Annotated in this window: 16 protein-coding genes; 7 read left to right on the top strand and 9 right to left on the bottom strand. The window is 67.1% G+C overall.

Annotated elements, in window-relative coordinates; all coding sequences use genetic code 11:
• Positions 1 to 36: 36 nt before the first annotated feature.
• A complete protein-coding gene (locus tag NBW77_RS09855) occupies positions 37 to 837 on the bottom strand; it encodes an IclR family transcriptional regulator (protein ID WP_207386926.1) in 801 nt (266 codons plus the stop codon).
• 162 nt (positions 838 to 999) lie between these two features.
• Here NBW77_RS09855 and NBW77_RS09860 point away from each other — a divergent pair, with 162 nt between their 5' ends.
• The 3 genes from NBW77_RS09860 to NBW77_RS09870 all read left to right on the top strand — a co-directional run bounded on the left by NBW77_RS09860 (position 1,000) and on the right by NBW77_RS09870 (position 4,035).
• On the top strand, positions 1,000 to 1,959 hold the full coding sequence (locus tag NBW77_RS09860; RefSeq protein ID WP_131746227.1) for a cyclase family protein: 960 nt from the start codon (positions 1,000 to 1,002) through the stop codon (positions 1,957 to 1,959).
• Between the two features lie 124 nt (positions 1,960 to 2,083).
• Entirely contained in the window at positions 2,084 to 3,121 is a 1,038-nt protein-coding gene (locus NBW77_RS09865; protein WP_250279611.1) for an NAD(P)-dependent oxidoreductase, read from the top strand.
• A complete protein-coding gene (locus tag NBW77_RS09870; protein ID WP_207386924.1) occupies positions 3,118 to 4,035 on the top strand; it encodes an NAD(P)-dependent oxidoreductase in 918 nt (305 codons plus the stop codon). Before NBW77_RS09865 ends, NBW77_RS09870 begins: the two co-directional genes overlap by 4 nt.
• A 79-nt stretch (positions 4,036 to 4,114) precedes the next feature.
• Here the strand turns inward: NBW77_RS09870 and NBW77_RS09875 are convergent, their stop codons facing one another.
• The 6 genes from NBW77_RS09875 to NBW77_RS09900 all read right to left on the bottom strand — a co-directional run bounded on the left by NBW77_RS09875 (position 4,115) and on the right by NBW77_RS09900 (position 11,438).
• Positions 4,115 to 4,537: a VOC family protein gene (locus NBW77_RS09875; RefSeq protein ID WP_131746226.1), complete on the bottom strand. Its 423-nt coding sequence runs from the start codon at positions 4,535 to 4,537 to the stop codon at positions 4,115 to 4,117.
• Positions 4,538 to 4,656: 119 nt separating this feature from the next.
• Entirely contained in the window at positions 4,657 to 5,469 is an 813-nt protein-coding gene (locus NBW77_RS09880; RefSeq protein WP_131746225.1) for an HAD-IIA family hydrolase, read from the bottom strand.
• A gap of 157 nt (positions 5,470 to 5,626) precedes the next feature.
• Positions 5,627 to 7,063 carry an NADP-dependent phosphogluconate dehydrogenase gene (gene gnd / locus NBW77_RS09885; RefSeq protein WP_131746224.1) on the bottom strand — a complete coding sequence of 479 codons (1,437 nt, stop codon included), beginning with the start codon at positions 7,061 to 7,063 and terminating at the stop codon, positions 5,627 to 5,629.
• Positions 6,999 to 9,206 carry a transketolase gene (gene tkt, locus NBW77_RS09890; RefSeq protein ID WP_242605727.1) on the bottom strand — a complete coding sequence of 736 codons (2,208 nt, stop codon included), beginning with the start codon at positions 9,204 to 9,206 and terminating at the stop codon, positions 6,999 to 7,001. The genes gnd and tkt overlap by 65 nt, the downstream gene beginning before the upstream one ends.
• Positions 9,203 to 10,348: a transaldolase gene (gene tal, locus NBW77_RS09895; RefSeq protein WP_250279612.1), complete on the bottom strand. Its 1,146-nt coding sequence runs from the start codon at positions 10,346 to 10,348 to the stop codon at positions 9,203 to 9,205. Before tal ends, tkt begins: the two co-directional genes overlap by 4 nt.
• Before the next feature lie 49 nt (positions 10,349 to 10,397).
• Positions 10,398 to 11,438, bottom strand: coding sequence for an L-idonate 5-dehydrogenase (locus tag NBW77_RS09900; RefSeq protein ID WP_131746223.1), 1,041 nt, complete (start codon positions 11,436 to 11,438; stop codon positions 10,398 to 10,400).
• A gap of 413 nt (positions 11,439 to 11,851) precedes the next feature.
• On the opposite strand from NBW77_RS09900, the gene NBW77_RS22785 reads away from it, so the two are divergent.
• Positions 11,852 to 12,094 (top strand): hypothetical protein, encoded by a 243-nt coding sequence (locus tag NBW77_RS22785; RefSeq protein WP_502799462.1) that lies wholly within the window; start codon positions 11,852 to 11,854, stop codon positions 12,092 to 12,094.
• On the top strand, positions 12,091 to 12,306 hold the full coding sequence (locus tag NBW77_RS22790; protein ID WP_502799463.1) for a helix-turn-helix domain-containing protein: 216 nt from the start codon (positions 12,091 to 12,093) through the stop codon (positions 12,304 to 12,306). The genes NBW77_RS22785 and NBW77_RS22790 overlap by 4 nt, the downstream gene beginning before the upstream one ends.
• A 490-nt stretch (positions 12,307 to 12,796) precedes the next feature.
• On the opposite strand, the gene NBW77_RS09910 is transcribed toward NBW77_RS22790, so the two are convergent.
• Positions 12,797 to 13,783 (bottom strand): SPFH domain-containing protein, encoded by a 987-nt coding sequence (locus NBW77_RS09910; RefSeq protein WP_242605726.1) that lies wholly within the window; start codon positions 13,781 to 13,783, stop codon positions 12,797 to 12,799.
• A 295-nt stretch (positions 13,784 to 14,078) separates the two neighbouring features.
• Here NBW77_RS09910 and NBW77_RS09915 point away from each other — a divergent pair, with 295 nt between their 5' ends.
• On the top strand, positions 14,079 to 14,552 hold the full coding sequence (locus NBW77_RS09915; protein WP_131746222.1) for a VOC family protein: 474 nt from the start codon (positions 14,079 to 14,081) through the stop codon (positions 14,550 to 14,552).
• A 360-nt stretch (positions 14,553 to 14,912) separates the two neighbouring features.
• Positions 14,913 to 15,644: a flavodoxin family protein gene (locus tag NBW77_RS09920; RefSeq protein ID WP_131746220.1), complete on the top strand. Its 732-nt coding sequence runs from the start codon at positions 14,913 to 14,915 to the stop codon at positions 15,642 to 15,644.
• Positions 15,645 to 15,738: 94 nt separating this feature from the next.
• Here NBW77_RS09920 and NBW77_RS09925 read toward each other — a convergent pair whose 3' ends face one another.
• A complete protein-coding gene (locus NBW77_RS09925; protein ID WP_131746219.1) occupies positions 15,739 to 15,960 on the bottom strand; it encodes a hypothetical protein in 222 nt (73 codons plus the stop codon).
• Positions 15,961 to 16,125 lie beyond the last annotated feature (165 nt).

A 16,125-nucleotide genomic window follows, 5' to 3' on the forward strand; every position in this document is an offset into this window, starting at 1 on the left:
GTTTCCGACCAGACGCGACCGGTGCGCGCGGAGCACTCAGCCCGAGTACGCGAGTCCCGAACCCCGCGGCAGCATCGGGTTCGCAAGCCCCGCAGCGACGCCGCGCAGGTCCGCGAGCAGCGCGTCACGCAACTCGTCGTCGACACGTGCCCCGAGAACGGTGACGCTGATCGCGAACGCCACGGACTCGGTGTGGAAGCCCGCCACAGGCACGGCGAAGCACACGACCCCGACGGTCGTCTCCTCGTCGTCGACCGCATAACCACGCAATCGCGTGGCCCGCAGCTCCTCGAGCAGCGCCGGTACCGTCGTGATCGAGCGCTCGGTGAGCGCGGGCAACGCCGGGCGGCCCCGCAGCCGGTCCTCGACGACGGCCGGGTCCAGCGTCGACAGAATCGCCTTACCGGTGGCCGTGCACACCGCGGGGAAACGGTCCCCGATGTTCGCGGTCAACCGCAACGGCTGAGTACCGTCGTAACGCGCGAGGTAGAGCACGTCGAGCCCGTCGAGGACGGCGACGCGGGCCGTCTCCCGAGACAGCCGGGGCGCACGGCGGCACAACTCGTAGAACTCGCGGATCTGGTCGATGGTCGACAGGTAACGGCCACCGAGTTCAACCAGTTTACGCCCCAAAGTGAATCCAGCATCACTACGAGTAACCAATCGAGTTGCCTCGAGAGAGGCGCACAGGTTCGCCGTCGAGGACTTCGGCAGCCCGAGCATTCTGGCGATCTCACTGACCGACAGCGGTCGCCCCTCAGCCGCCGCCAGCGCGTCCAGGATCGCGACAGCGCGGGTGACCGCGGGGACGAGACTGCCTGGGTCACTTGCGCTCACAGCCAACTCCCGTCCATTATTCTGACTGTCGTCCAGAATACTGGTTGTTCCTATCGAGCGGGAAACCTCTCGACCATGCGCGGGCACTACCGGACGACAGCCACGACCGTAGCGCAGCAGATGGGCGACAACCGCCGATCCCTCACCGGAGATGGAACGCTGATGACTGAGAGTCTCACCACCGCGCGGGCAGCGGATCCCGACAACGGACCGCCGGTTTCCCGCGAGGAGTTCGAAGCCATCTTCGAGCAGGTGAGTGCCTGGGGCCGCTGGTCAACGCCTGAACGCGGCGCGTGGAACCGGCTTACGCCGGCGCACGCACACGCTGCGGCCCAGCTCGTCCGCAGCGGGGTGGTGGTTCCCATGGCCCTGCCGTGGAACACGGTTCCGGGTCCGGACAACGCCAAGCCCGCGCTGCACTACATGTCGGACCTCGGGGACGTCGAAGCGCCCGAGCCCTCGACCCACAAGGACTTCATCGCGGTCGACTACCACGGGAAGGCGGTCAGCCACCTCGACGCGCTGTCGCACATCGCCTACCGCGGGCAGCTGTTCGACGGCCGGCGGGCACGCGATGTGGTGGATGCCGGCGGCGCCCGCTACGGCTCCGTGGACAAGCTGGGTGTGATCGCGACGAGGGGCGTGCTGCTCGACATCCCGCTCGTGCAGAACGTCGACTGGCTCGAGCCCGGACAGGCGGTGCATGCCGACGACGTACTCGCCGCGGAGGAGCGGCTCGGGATCGAGATCACCGACGGGGACGCCGTACTGCTGCGCTCAGGGCATTTCAAACGCCGTCGAAATGTCGGCGCCTGGAACACCTCCGAGGCGAGTGCCGGTTTTCACGTCGACGCCCTCCCGCTGCTTGCCCAACGCGACATCGCGCTGCTGGGTGGTGACGGCGACAGCGACGTGCGCCCCTCGCCGGTGCCCGGCGTCCACTCCCCCATCCACGCCCTTGCCATCACCGCGATGGGTGTGCCCCTGCTGGACAACCTCGATCTGGAGGCTCTGTCGCAGGCATGCGCCGACGCCGGCAGGTACGAGTTCCTCCTCGTTGTCGCACCTCTCAACGTGCCGGGCGGGACAGGCTCTCCCGTCAATCCGGTCGCGGTTCTGTAGTTGGCCCAAGGCGGCTCGCTCATAGATCTTCTCGTGCCGTCCCACAGATTTCCACCGGCCAAAGGGCGTGCGATCATAGCTCCTTTCGCGCGCCCGGAGGCCCCAAGGATCGTTAGGAGGTGCCGTGGACGAATTCCGGGTCGGCGTCAGCCGGGACTTCCTCGATGCTGATGGCCGCAACGTGTGGGGCGACATCGGCCTTGACGCTCTTGGAAGCGCGGGTGTCCTGTGGCGCTATCTTGATCGCAACACCGATGAGCTGCTCGCCCAGGACGTCGCCGGTCTCGACGCCGTGATATTCGCCGGGCCCGCGGTGACCCGGCGCACGTTCGACGAAGGTCAGCCCGCTCCCGCCGTCTTCGCCCGCTTCGGCGTCGGCTACGACACGGTCGACCTCAACGCCTGCACCGAACACGACGCGGTCGTGACGATCACCCCGGATGGTGCACGCAGGCCAGTTGCCACAGCGACGCTGACCTTGTTACTTGCAACGCTGCACCATCTTGTCGTCAAGGACCGGCTGACGAGGGAGAGCCGGTGGGCGGACAAGACCGGCTGGATGGGCAGGGGACTCACCGGCCGGTGCATCGGGCTACTGGGGCTCGGGAACACCGCGACCGATCTTGTCGAGCTCCTGCGCCCGTTCCATGTCGACGTCGTGGCGTACGACCCCTATCGCAGCCCCGAGTCCGCGGGGGCCCTCGGCGTACGGCTGGCCGACGTCGACTCGGTGATGACCCAGGCGGATGCCGTGATCGTCATGGCGGCTCTCACTGCGCAGACCCGTCATCTTGTCGACGCCCGACGGCTTGCGCTGATGAAACCGTCCGCGGTGCTCGTCAACGTGGCCCGAGGCCCGATCGTCGACGAGAACGCACTCGTGGCTGCGCTGCGCGAGGGGCGGATCGCCGGGGCGGGTCTTGACGTGTTCGAGACCGAGCCGCCGTCGCCCGACAACCCGCTGCTCACCCTGGAGCGGACGGTACTCAGCCCACACTGCCTGGCCTGGACCGACGAGATGGCGGTTGGTAACGGCGGCAGTGCCGTGCGGACCGTGCTCGACGTACTCGCCGGGCGGGTGCCCAGGTTCGTCGTGAACGGCGCCGTGCTGGAACGGCCCACCTTCCGCGAGCGGATGGCAAAACTCGGGGGACGGCTGTGACCGACCCGTCGGCACCCGGTGACACAACGCCCGACACAACGGTCGGCTTCATCGGGCTCGGCAAAATGGGCCTTCCGATGGCGGTCAACCTCGCCCGCCGCGGATTCGACGTCCTTGCCTGGAACCGCGGTCAGGCTGCGAGCCGGGCTGCAGCTGCGGCCGGCCTCGAACTCGCGGCCGACCCCGCCGCGGTCGGCACGGCTGCCCGCACCGTCATCACGATGCTGCCGGACCTGCCTCAGGTGCGGCAGGTCCTTGACGGCCCACGTGGGCTGCTCGCCCCTGGCAGCGCCGTCGACGCGCTCGTCGTCATGGGGACGGTGTCACCGGTCGCGGTGCGCGATCTCGCGAACCGGCTCGCCGAGCGCGGCGTGGTCGTGGTCGACGCGCCGGTCAGCGGCGGGGAGAAGGGCGCCCAGGACGCCAGTCTTTCGATCATGATTGGAGGTGCGGAGGAGGCCTGTACCCGGCTGCTGCCGTACTTCGAGGCGATGGGCCGGGCCATCCGCCGCATGGGGCCGGTCGGGTCCGGCTCCCTGGCCAAGGCGTGTAACCAACTCGTCGTCGCCGCGACCATAACCGCGCTCGCCGAGGCCCTGCTGCTCGCCGAGCGCGGTGGGCTCGACACCGAGACGCTGCTCGACATCCTCGGCAACGGCCTGGCACGGTCGGAGGTCCTGTCCCAGAAGCGGCAGCACTTCATCAGCGGCGATTTCCATGGCACCGGACCAGCGGGCTACCTGGTCAAGGATCTCGGTTTTGTGCTCGCCAGTGCCGGGGCCGAACATGTCACGCTCCCGGTGGCCGACGCGGTCGCGCAGCTGTACGCGGATGTGGTCGAGCAGGGCCTCGTCGACTTTGACAACAGCATCGTCCTGGAGGTCCTGCGCCGACGGTTCCCGAGGGCCGCCTGAACCACTGCGCAGTCCCGGGCCGCCTCCCCGCATCCGCCCACCGGGGTCGGTCGTCCGGTGAGAATCCCGGCCAGGCGGATCAGCAGCACGATGGTGCGATGGGCACTGACTGACCGGACTCGATGATTTCCCGCCGCCGCCGTTCGGCGGTGTGCCCGTCGAGCTGGGTAAGCAGCTCGACGATGTTACCGTCCGGATCGGCGCAATATATCTGTTCGACGTCGTCCCCGCGCACCCGAGGGCCACCGACGAGCGGCACACCGTGCTCGGCGAGCCGTTTCCGGTACTCATCCAGATCATCGACTCGGAACGCGAAGTGGCTGCAGTAGCCGGAACGTAACTCCTCCTCACTCCACCCCTGGCGCAGCGAGGCTGTCCGGCCGACCGTGGTCTCCACGAAGATATGCACCTCCGCGCCACCGCCCCGGTAATAGACACCGGGAAGGTGAAGTCCGACGGGCGAGGTATCTCCGACATTCCCAGGACCGTGCAGTAGAACCATTGAGACCGCCCAAGGTCCGACACGTACAGCCCGACGTGGTCCAGTCTCATCTCCAACGGGTCCTCCCAGTCAACGTCCGAGCCAGCTGCCTCACCTGAGCGCCCGCTCCAGAACGGCGGTTACGCGGCGGACAGCGACACGTGCCGCGGCCGGACGCCGACCGGCAGGTCCGCGATGCTGGGCAGGACAAGGGACGGGCGGTAGGGAAACCTGTCGATCTCAACCTCGGAAGTGATACCGGACAGGACCAGGACCGTCTCCATCCCGGCCTCCATGCCGGCGATCACGTCGGTGTCCATCCGGTCGCCGATCATGATCGTCGTCTCGCTGTGCGCCTCGAGGGTGTTGAGTGCGCTGCGCATCATCAGCGGGTTCGGTTTGCCGACGAAATACGGTGTCACCCCGGTCGCCCTGGTGATCAGTGCCGCCACGGCGCCGGTGGCCGGGAGCAGGCCCTCGGCGGACGGTCCGGTCGGGTCGGGGTTCGTCGCGATGAACCGCGAGCCGTCGCGGACCAGCCGGATCGCCCGGGTGATCGCCTCGAAGCTGTAGGTCCGGGTCTCACCAAGCACCACGTACTCGGGCGAACGGTCGGTGAGCACGTATCCGATATCGTGCAAGGCTGTTGTCAGGCCGGCCTCACCGACAGCGTGCGCGGTGCCGCCGGGGCGTTGCGAGTGCAGGAACTGCGCGGTGGCCAGCGCGGAGGTCCAGATCCGGTCGGCCGGTATGTGCAGGCCCGCGTCACGCAGCCGGACCTGAAGATCGCGGGCGGTGAAAATCGAGTTGTTGGTGAGAACGAGATAGCCGAGGCCGGCAGCGGCGACCTTCTGCAGGAAGGCGTCCGCTCCCGGCACCGGCTGGGCCTCGTGCATCAGAACCCCGTCCATGTCGATCAGATAGTTCTCGACGGACGTGCGCTCGGTCGTCATCGTCGCTCCTGGTTCTCCCTGAGGCATCCGAAGGCGGGACATCCGAAGACGCGAAGCGGTGCGAGCGAACCGCATCGGGGTCCGGACCAGTGGCACTCCCGGTCCGGAGTGTCGCTGAAACCAGAGCTCGGCGCAAACAGGTGGAAAAGAGGTCAGGTCAGACCTGTACCTCCTGGCCGTTCCCGGCCCATGAGACGTGGAACGATCCCTCCCGGTCGACCCGACGGTAGGTGTGCGCTCCGAAGAGGTCGCGCATCCCCTGGACCAACGCCGCGGGCAACCGGTCCCGACGGAGCGCGTCATAGTAGGCGAGCGACGAGGTGAAACCTGGCGCGGGAATCCCCAGGGATGCCGATGTGGCGATGACCCGCCGCCACGCCTCCTGCGCCTCGCCGACAGCGGCCGTGAAGTAACTGTCGACGAGCAGCGACGGCAGCCCACGTTCCTTCTCGTATGCCTCGCGGACCCGGTCGAGGAAACGCGCTCGAATGATGCAGCCGCCGCGCCAGATCGCGGCCATCATGCCGAGGTCGACATCCCAGGCGTACTGCGTGCTTGCCACTGCCATCTGGTCGAAGCCCTGGGCGTAGGCAACCATCTTGGATGCGTAGAGTGCCTGGCGGACGTCCTCAACGAGGCGGTCGGCGTCCACGCCGGTGAGACGGCGACCGACGGGGCCGGGCAGGGCGCGTGCGGCGGCACGCTGCCCGACATGACCGGACAACGACCTCGCGAAGACAGCCTCCGCGATGCCTGTGATCGGCACACCGAGGTCCAGCGCGCTCTGCACCGTCCACCGGCCGGTGCCCTTCTGTTCGGCCTGGTCGAGAACCACGTCGACGAACGGCCTGCCGGTGGCTGTGTCGACATGGGCGAGGACCGTCGCGGTGATCTCAACGAGGAACGACTCAAGGTCACCGGAGTTCCAGCCGCGGAAAACCTCGGCGACATCGGCCACAGACATCTCGAGACCGTGTCGCAGCAGGTCGTAGGCCTCCGCGATGAGCTGCATGTCGGCGTACTCGATGCCGTTGTGCACCATCTTGACGAAGTGCCCGGCACCGTCGGGGCCGACGTGCACGCAGCAGGACGTGCCGTCGACCTTGACCGAGACGTCCTCGAGGATCGGGCCAAGACGGGCGTAGGCGTGTTCCGAGCCACCGGGCATGATGCTCGGTCCGAGCAGCGCGCCCTCCTCACCTCCGGAGATACCCGTGCCGACGAAGTGGATGCTCCGCTCCCGCAGCTCAGCCTCTCGTCGACGAGTATCGATGAAGTGCGCGTTGCCACCGTCGACGAGGATGTCGTCAGGATCCAGCAGCGGCACGAGTTCATTGATCACGGATTCGGTCGACGCCCCCGCCTTAATCATGATCACAATGCGGCGCGGACGTTCCAGCGAGGCGACGAGGTCCTCCAGGGACTCCGCCGCGATGAACGTGCCCTCGTCGCCGTGGTTGTCGACAAGGGCGGCGGTCCGGGCCGTACTGCGGTTGTGGACCGCGACGGAGTAACCGTGCCGCGCGAAGTTACGTGCCAGGTTGCGCCCCATCACCGCAAGCCCGGTCACGCCGATCTGCGCCTGGTCTGTCACTGCTACCTCCTTCAGTTCTGGCCGACATCAGTTCTGGCCGACCTGCCTTGCCGGACGCGGCTCGCACCTGCTCCCAGGCAACACGGACGAGGACCTCCGGGGTGAAGCCGAACCTGGTGAGCAGCGCCCCCAGCGGCGCGGAGGCGCCGAAGGTCTGCATGCCCAGCACCGCGCCACCGACACCGACATACCGCTCCCAGCCGAACGTCGCCGCCTGCTCGACCGCGACGCGCGCGGTGACAGAAGGGGGTAGTACGAGGTCCCGGTAGTCGGCCGACTGTTGCTCGAACAGCTCCCAGCAGGGCATGCTCACGACCCTTACGCGGATGCCCCCGGCGCTCAGCCGCTCGTACGCCGATACAGCGAGGTGAACCTCGCTGCCGGTACCGATGAGAATGACCTCCGGATGATCGCCATCGGCCGGGTCGGCAAGAACGTAACCGCCGCGGGCAAGGCCCTGCGCGGGGGCATACACGGTGCGGTCGAGGGTGGGTACGGCCTGCCGGGTGAGCACCAGCGCGACCGGCTCACGGCGAAGCCGCATGATGACCCGCCACGCCTCGGCCACCTCATTGGCATCGGCGGGACGGATGACGAGCAACCCCGGGATGGCGCGCAACGAGGCGAGCTGCTCGACCGGTTGGTGGGTGGGACCGTCCTCACCGACCCCGATCGAGTCGTGGGTGAAGATGTGGACGACCGGTAGCTCCATGAGCGCGGACAGGCGGATAGCACCCCGCGCGAAGTCGGAGAAAACAAGAAACGTCGACCAGTAGGGCCGTGCCTTCGCCAGTGACAGGCCGCTGGCCACGGCGGCAGCGGTGAATTCCCGTACCCCGAAATGCAGATTGCGGCCCTGTGAGTTGCCGAGCTGAAAATCGCCGGCGCCGGTGAAAGTAAGCGCGGTCTTCGTCGACGGGGCCAGGTCCGCGGCCCCGCCGAGCAGCCACGAGACGTTGCGCGCGACCGAGTTGAGCACCCGTCCGGACGAGTCGCGGGTGGCCATGCCTCCGGCGTCGGCGGGAAAGGTCGGGATGTCTGCGTCCCAGTCGTCGGGCAACCGCCGGTGCTGCATCTGGACGAGCGCCTCGGCGAGTCGCGGGTAGTCGCCGCGGTAACGCTCGAAGGTCTGCGTCCACTCGTCGCGCAACGCCCTGCCTCGAGCGCCGATGCCGTCCGCGACGTGCTTGTATACCCCGTCTGGGACGAGGAAGGAGGAGTCGGGCGGCCAGCCGTAGAACTGCTTGGCCGCGCGTACCTCGGTCTCGCCGAGTGGCTCGCCGTGTGCGGCTGCGGTGCCCTGCTTGGTCGGCGCCCCGTAGCCGATGTGGCTGTTCACGATGACAAGCGTGGGTCGGTGCCGCTCCCCGCGGAAGCTGTCGAACGTGTCGCCGAGCACTGCCATGTCGTTGGCGTCGTCGACCTGGATGATCTTCCATCCGTAGCCGACGAACCGGGTCGCGACGTCCTCGGTGAACGCCAGGTCCGTGCTGCCCTCGATGCTGATCCGGTTGCTGTCGTAGATCCAGCACAGGTTGGCCAGGCCCAGGTGGCCGGCCAGGGATGCCGCCTCCGCCGCCACGCCCTCCATCAGGTCGCCGTCGCCGCACAGCGCGAACACGTCGAAGTCGAACAGCATGTACCCGGGCCGGTTGAAATACGCCGCCAACCACCGGGACGCGACGGCAAGGCCGACCGACGTCGCGGCTCCGGTACCCAGCGGCCCGGTGGTGGCCTCCACGCCGGAGGTCCACCGGTATTCCGGGTGACCTGGGCAACGGGAGTCCATCTGGCGGAACCGGCGCAGATCGTCCAGGGAGACCGCGGGGTCGGCGAGCGACTCGTACGCCCGGTTCACCGCCTTGACGTCCGCGAGATGCAACAGCGCGTACAGCAACGTGGACGCGTGCCCGGACGAAAGTACGAATCTGTCCCGGTTCGGCCAGATGGGGTCGGCTGGGTCGAACCGAAGGAAGCGCTGCCACAGGGTGTACGCCACCGGCGCCATCGCCATCGGTGTGCCAGGATGACCGGAGCCGGCCGCCTGCACCGCGTCCATGCACAGCGTGCGGATCGTTGCCACGGACAACGCGTCGAGGGCTGTCGGGAACCGCGTGGCCGCGGTCACCGTCTGCTCGCTCACCCGTCGGCTCCGCGATGCCCCAGGGCGACGGCGACCGATTCCAGGAGAGCGTTCCAGGAGGCGACGAACTTGTGCACGCCCTCGACCTCGAGGGTCCGAACGACGTCGTCGTAGTCGACGCCGACATGGGTGAGGGCCGCGAGGACGTGCTCCGCTTCGGCGTGGTATTCGCTCATCGTGTCGCCGCGAACGACGCCGTGGTCGGCAACGGCGTTGAGCGTTGCTTCGGGCATGGTGTTCACCACGCCTGGCGTGACAAGGTCGAGGACGTAGCGCGTGTCGTCGTACGCGGGATCCTTCACGCCGGTCGAGGCCCACAGGGGACGTTGCGAGCGAGCGCCCTCGACTTCGAGGGCCCGCCACCGCTCGGAGCCGAAGACACGCAGATGCCGCTGGTAGGCGAGCCGGGCGTTGGCGATCGCGGCGCGCCCACGCAGCGCGACCGCCTCAGCTGTCCCGATCTTGTCCAGCTGCCGGTCGACCTCGGTATCCACCCGGCTGATGAAGAACGACGCCACCGAGGCGATGCGGGAAAGGGTTCGGCCGGCCTGGCGGGCCTGCTCAAGCCCACTCAGGAACGCGTTCATCACCGCGTCGTAACGGTCCAGCGAGAAGATCAGAGTCGCGTTGACGCTGATCCCCTCGGCGAGCGTGCGTCTGATTGCCGGCACCCCGCGTTCCGTCGCCGGTATTTTGATCAGAACGTTCGGCCGGTCGACAAGCCACCACAGCAGCTGGGCCTCGGCGACGGTCCGCTCGGTGTCGTTCGCCAGGCGTGGGTCGACCTCGATGGAGACGAACCCGTCCCGACCCTCGGTCATGTCGTGGATCGGGCGCAACAGGTCGCATGCCGCCCGCACGTCGTGGCTCGTGATGAGCCTGAGCGCCTCTGTGGGCCGGACCTCCAGCCAGGCGAGATCGCGCAGCTGCCCGTCGTAGGCATGTCCGTCCGAGATCGCCGAGTGAAAGATCGTCGGGTTGGTGGTGACTCCGACGACATGCCTGTCGCGGACGAGCGCCGCCAGGCTGGAAGCGCGATACCCCGGCGTCTGCGATCTGAGCCGGTCCCGGCTCAGATCGTCCAACCAGACAGCCACTCCCGCCTCGGCGAGCGCGCGTAACGGATCAGATAGATCAGACATGAGATGCCTCCAGGTAAGGCCAACCGTCAGGCAGGAGAAGGCACTTTGATCATCGATCCGCAACCAGATCGAGGAGCACCTTGCACGCGCGGCTGCGGTCGGCGGCCAGCGCGAACGCGGATGGCGCATCGGCGAGTGGGAGCGTGGCACTGACCACGGGACCAACGGGAAGTCCGTCGGCGAGCAGCGCCAGCGCCGTGTCGAACTCGTGGTCGAAGCGGAAGGCGCCGCGCAGGGTCAGCTCGCGGGTGACGACGATGTTGCCCAACAGGGGCACCTCCCCGGGAGGCAGTAGCCCGAGGAGTACGACGGTGCCGCCGCGTCTGACCTGACCGACACAGGTATGCAGCGCCGCCGCGGCGCCGGAGGCTTCGATCGCGACGTCGAAGTCCCCCGGCCAGTCACTCCTGTCGCTCGCGCTCGTGCCATCGACGGGGATCGTGGCAGTGGCACCCACCTCCGTGGCGATGGCAAGGGCCTCGGGCAGCAGATCGGTCACCACCACCTCTTCGGCGCCGGCAGCCGCGACGGCGGCCACGACAAGACAGCCGATGGGCCCGGCGCCGGTGATCAGAACACGCCGGCCAGCAAGATTGCCGGCGCGGGCTGCCGCATGCACTGCCACCGACAGCGGCTCGGCGAGCACCGCACGCCTGGCTGCGAGGCCCGGTGGGAGCCTGCGTACCTGCCGTGCCGGCACGATGAGCCGGTCGGAGAATCCGCCCTGCACGTGCGGCGTTTGCGCGGCACTGCCGAGGTAGCGGCTGTGCCTGCAGACATTGGCGCGTTCGGCCCGGCATTCGGCGCAGGCTCCGCAGGGCGTCGCAGGGTGCACGGCCACCGATGTGCCCACCGCAAGGGCTGTGACGCCGGGGCCGACGTCGACAACAGTCCCGATGACCTCATGCCCGAGGATCAGCGGCTCCCGCAGGCGGAAGTCACCGACGCGGCCATGCCGCCAGTAGTGCAGGTCGGAGCCGCAGATGCCGGCGAGCTCTACCGCGACCGACACCTCGCCGAGCCCGGGTGCCCGGTCGGGGACCTCCTCCACGCGCAGGTCACCGGCGGCGTGGACCACGCAAGCACGCATTGGAGTCTCTCCTCAATGTTGGAGTCCGGCGCGGTGGCAGCGAGTGGGACGAGCCGGGGGCGACTCGGTCGACTGTGACGAACCACGCTGACCACTACAGGAGAATAACAGCATTATGTTTGATGTCCAGTATACTGGCCAACTTGGCGGCAACCTTGTCGCCCGGGATCGGATGGTAGCCTGCTACCAGGCATTGTTCGGCGACATCGAGCGCAGAGCGCATCCACAAGCCGGCACAACTATGACCACCGTCCAAAATACTGGACGGTGGTTCATCGGGCTGGTCGTGGTAGCTCCCGATCGATCAGCCTCATAGCAGGCTTTCTCGTCCACCAGGGCTCGGCGGACGAACCGTCGTTCCTGTGCGAGAAGACCGTGTTGGCCAGAACCGGGTGGATGTCTAGGTTGTCGCCATGCACACCGTCGCCGTTCTCGCCCTGGACAGGGTCCTACCCTTCGACCTGTCGACCCCGGTCGAGGTGTTCGGGCGCACCCGTCTGCCCGGCGGGCGCGTCGCCTACCAGCTCCTGGTCTGCGGGGTGACCGAGGAGGTCGACGCGGGGACCTTCGCCCTTCGAGCCCCTTGGGGGCTGGATGCGCTGGCCGGAGCGGACACGGTGATCAAGGTTGACCCGGTACGGCGAACCTGCACATGATCAGACGGGACCATGGCTGCGCGGTGGCGGCGGACGCCGCCCGGTTGCGCCGGGCGCAGTACCTGCTGGAGACCACCCGCCACCCGGTCGAGATGATCGCCGGACAGGTCGGGTTCGGATCGGCGAATACCTTCCGTGACCGCTTCAGGCGGCTCGTCGGGACCAGTCCCCACGCCTACCGCCGCGCATTCCAAGGGTCATCGTCCGGGTGACAGCCGCTGGCTGCCGGGCAGGGTTCTCCGGCCCGGATCAGAGATCCATTTCGGCCCGACCCGGCTGCATGCCGCAGGGTGCACGGTGTGCCTCCACCATCGAGGCAAGCCGAAGCAGGGGCGGGTTTGTCTGTCCACTCGAAGCCGTCGAACAGCACGCGGAACCTTTTCTCGCTCAGGCGCGGCGTCAGACCGGAACCTCCAGGCTACCGCGATGGACGATCTCCAACAGTGACTCGACTGCCATAAGCTTGATTTTTAACCTCGGGCCTGGGGTGCGTGCATCGCGAGGCGGAGGAGGGAGTCACCCTGGTTGTGGGTGTCGACCGACGAGCCGGGGTACCCGTGCCTCCCGAAGCGATGGACGGGGAGCGATGCGGCGAGGTGCGTGCCCCAGCCCCGCCCCGTCGGCCGGTCAGGAGGTCCCGGTGGAACCCTCATCGTTCAGTTCCCCGGCAAGCAGGCCGGCGCACAACGCGCGCACGCCGGCTCACTTCTGGGGCTGGGTGACGGCGAACGGCTGTCCGGGCGCATAGACGGTCACGGTGCTCGGGATCGCCTTTAGCTGGTCGATGGAGGCACAGGCAGGGCACTGGCTGTAGCCGGCCTGCCGCTGCTGGTTGGCCTCGGCGTCGGCCTTCGCCTGCGCCACCCGGGCCTGGGCCGCGCTGACGTTGGCGAACTCGGCCTGGGCTTTGTTCACCGCGTCCTGCACCTGACCGGGGAGGGTGATCCGCACGAGGTTGAACCGCAGGCCGGTGAGGAACTCCGCGCCCAGGGTCTCCCGCAGGTCGGCGGCCAGGGATCTGTTGATCGACTCCTGGACCTTACTGATGTTGCCATTGTTGGACGAGAAGACGACTGCCGCGCCCCGGGTCGCGGTCGGGTCCGCGCCGATCTGCACGAGCGCACAGCTGGAGACCAGTTCCGCACAGGTAAAATTGTTGATCTGTTCACGCAGGTCGTTCCCGATGACCGGCCGGATGATCGAGTCGAGGAAGGCCGACCAGCCGGCACCACCGTCGTACGGGTGGTACTCGCTCTTGCCGTCGACCGATCGGAAGGTACGGGTGCCGAACTTGTCGTCGAACAGCCTGAGCACCTCGTGATCGGTGTTCAGCGTGAAGTACAGGGTGCCCTCGATACCCATCTCGACACCGTCCTTGGACGGGACCTGCACCACGTCCACACCACCGCGGTCGCCTTTCCCGGCATCCGCGGTGATTGTGTAGAAACGCTGCTGGGATGGGTACTTGTGGACGTCGGAGAAGAAACCCACCCAGGTCCGGGTCGACGCCGGTCCGATCACGCCACGGATCCGGTGGTTATCGAAGGGGCCGCCGTTACGTACCACCGCCACCTCCCCGCCCGAGGTCCGGTCGAACGAGCCGAGCGCCGCGATGCCGGCGCCCAGCCCGTAGAGGAGCAGGATCGCGGCTACGCCGAAGGCTGCGGCCCTGACGGGTCTGAAGTTCACGGGACTCCTCCGGGAGGTGGGGTGATGACCCCGGCCTTCCATCACACGCACACCAAACAGGACAATCGTTATGATGTGAGGACAGACGGAAGTTTTCCACAGGATGTCACAGGGGAGACAGCGGCAGGCACCAGCCGGGAATCCTGAGCCCTGAATCCGTGGAGCCGACAAGGACTCCACGGCTCCGTACAGCCTCGTCTCCGGCGATGAGGAGTACCGTGCGGCGTTCGGGATCGAAGATGAACAGGATGCGAACCTCGTATACGGTTGATCACTGGGCAGAAGGGACTGGACGATGCCGAAGACAACTCCATGGCTGTGGTTCGACACCCAGGCAGAAGAGGCCGCCGACTTCTATACCTCGATCTTCCCGAACTCCACGATCGTGGACGTCACCCGTTACGGCCCGGCCGGACCCCGCCCGCAGGGCACGGTCATGACCGTCACCTTCGTGCTGGACGGGCAGGAGTACGTCGCCCTGAACGGCGGACCGGAGTTCACGTTCTCCGAGGCGATCTCGTTCCAGATCAGCTGCGGTTCCCAACAGGAGGTCGACGAGTACTGGAGCAGGCTGAGCGACGGCGGGCAGGAGGGACCCTGTGGCTGGATCAAGGACCGGTACGGGCTGTCGTGGCAGATCGTTCCGACCGCGCTGGGCGAACTGCTCGCCGACCCCGACCCCGGACGGTCCCAGCGCGCCATGCAGGCGATGCTGCAGATGAAAAAGATCGACATTGCGGAGCTGCGGCAAGCCGCCGACCAGGCATAGGTACCGCGAGAAAGACCACGTCTGCACCGACAGACCGCTGCTCGTCTCCGAACGGCATCTGACCGGAGTCCTCAACCGCATATGCGGAGCATTTCAACTTCCGCAGACGGTCGCATCAACCGCAAAAGCCGACTCACGGGCCAAAACCCGAATTTTGGAGTCCCACACGGTCTATGTCGCGATGGGCGGCACCGTCGACGGCGACCGTGATGCGCTCGGACTCTGGGTCGGCCTGTCCGGTGGTGAAGGCGCCAAGCAGTATATGACCATGCTCGCTGGACGCGCCTGGGCATCGTCCGTGTGCGCAAACCGTAAGGGGCTGGCTATCGATCGTGCCCAAGTGTCCGTAACCTGCTCGTCATGACCAGTGTAAACACTGATTTCTCGGGCCTGACCACGCTGTTCATCAACACAACCCTGACTCGATCACCGGAGATCAGTCACACCCAGCTACTAATCGACATAAGCGCATCGATCATGGCGAAACACGGGGTGCGTGTCGACCAGTTCCGTGCCGTCGACCATCCGATCGCGACCGGTGTCTACCCGGATATGCGCGAGCACGGCTGGGAGATCGACGCGTGGCCGGACCTGTTCGAACAGGTGCTTGCCGCGGACATCCTCGTGATCGCCGGGCCGATCTGGCTCGGCGACAACAGCAGCGAGACAAAGAAGATCATCGAGCGGTTGTACGCACACTCCGGGGAACTCAACGACAAGGGGCAGTGGCTCTATTACGGCAAGGTCGGCGGATGCTTGATCACGGGTAACGAAGACGGAATCAAACACTGCGCATCCAACATTTTGTACAGCTTGCAGCACATCGGCTACAGCGTGGCCCCTCAGTCCGATGCCGGCTGGATCGGCGAGGCCGGACCAGGGCCGAGCTACGGAGATGTGCTCGAGGACGGCTCGCGAGTCGGTCTGGACAATGAGTTCACGAACCGAAACACGACTTTTATGACCTGGAACCTGATGCACCTGGCCCAGCTGCTTCGCTCTGCCGGCGGGTTTCCCGAATACGGCAACCAGCGAAAAGAATGGGACGCCGGCGCTCGCTTCGACTTCGCAAATCCCGAGTACCGTGCCTAACCGTTCTGACCGTATTGACGACACGAGCCGGTACCACGCCAGAACTGGCGCTATCTGATCAGAAAAATTGATCGGAACGTGCGCAGGCTGGCGCCTACCCCGTGCCGCCGACCGCCGACCGCCGACCGCCGACTGGTGACTGGTGACTGGTGACTGTGGGTGAGAGGAAATGATGCTCCGCCTGCCGGCGCGACTGCTCGACCTGGACACGGCCCAGCGGTATTGCCGGACGGACGTGGCGGCCGCATGGGCGGACGGCCACCACGTCACGGTCACCGTCGTCGTCCTCGGGGTCGTCGGGCAGGCCGGATCTCATGCGCTTCGCCACCACCATCTGGCGGGTACTGCGGGGCGAACGGCTGGTCCGCGAGGTCACCGACTCCTACGGCTGGCACGCCCTCGACACCGCGCTGCTGGCGCAGGGGTTCCAGATGACCGGCCGGTGGGTTTCCCGGGTCGAGGGCGAGCTCCTCTCCAAGGT

The sequence above is a fragment of the Frankia sp. Cppng1_Ct_nod genome, assembly GCF_920656135.1.
Taxonomy (GTDB): Bacteria; Actinomycetota; Actinomycetes; order Frankiales; family Frankiaceae; genus Protofrankia; species Protofrankia meridionalis.

Bases quoted from the DNA above. Each gene is read 5' to 3' on its own strand.
- NBW77_RS22790 (WP_502799463.1), top strand. From the start codon at position 12,091: ATGATCAGACGGGACCATGGCTGCGCGGTGGCGGCGGACGCCGCCCGG.
- NBW77_RS09900 (WP_131746223.1), bottom strand. From the start codon at position 11,438: ATGCGTGCTTGCGTGGTCCACGCCGCCGGTGACCTGCGCGTGGAGGAG.
- NBW77_RS09860 (WP_131746227.1), top strand. From the start codon at position 1,000: ATGACTGAGAGTCTCACCACCGCGCGGGCAGCGGATCCCGACAACGGA.
- NBW77_RS09925 (WP_131746219.1), bottom strand. From the start codon at position 15,960: ATGAGATCCGGCCTGCCCGACGACCCCGAGGACGACGACGGTGACCGT.
- NBW77_RS09880 (WP_131746225.1), bottom strand. From the start codon at position 5,469: ATGACGACCGAGCGCACGTCCGTCGAGAACTATCTGATCGACATGGAC.
- NBW77_RS09920 (WP_131746220.1), top strand. From the start codon at position 14,913: ATGACCAGTGTAAACACTGATTTCTCGGGCCTGACCACGCTGTTCATC.
- NBW77_RS09875 (WP_131746226.1), bottom strand. From the start codon at position 4,537: ATGGTTCTACTGCACGGTCCTGGGAATGTCGGAGATACCTCGCCCGTC.
- NBW77_RS22785 (WP_502799462.1), top strand. From the start codon at position 11,852: ATGCACACCGTCGCCGTTCTCGCCCTGGACAGGGTCCTACCCTTCGAC.
- tal (WP_250279612.1), bottom strand. From the start codon at position 10,348: ATGTCTGATCTATCTGATCCGTTACGCGCGCTCGCCGAGGCGGGAGTG.
- NBW77_RS09915 (WP_131746222.1), top strand. From the start codon at position 14,079: ATGCCGAAGACAACTCCATGGCTGTGGTTCGACACCCAGGCAGAAGAG.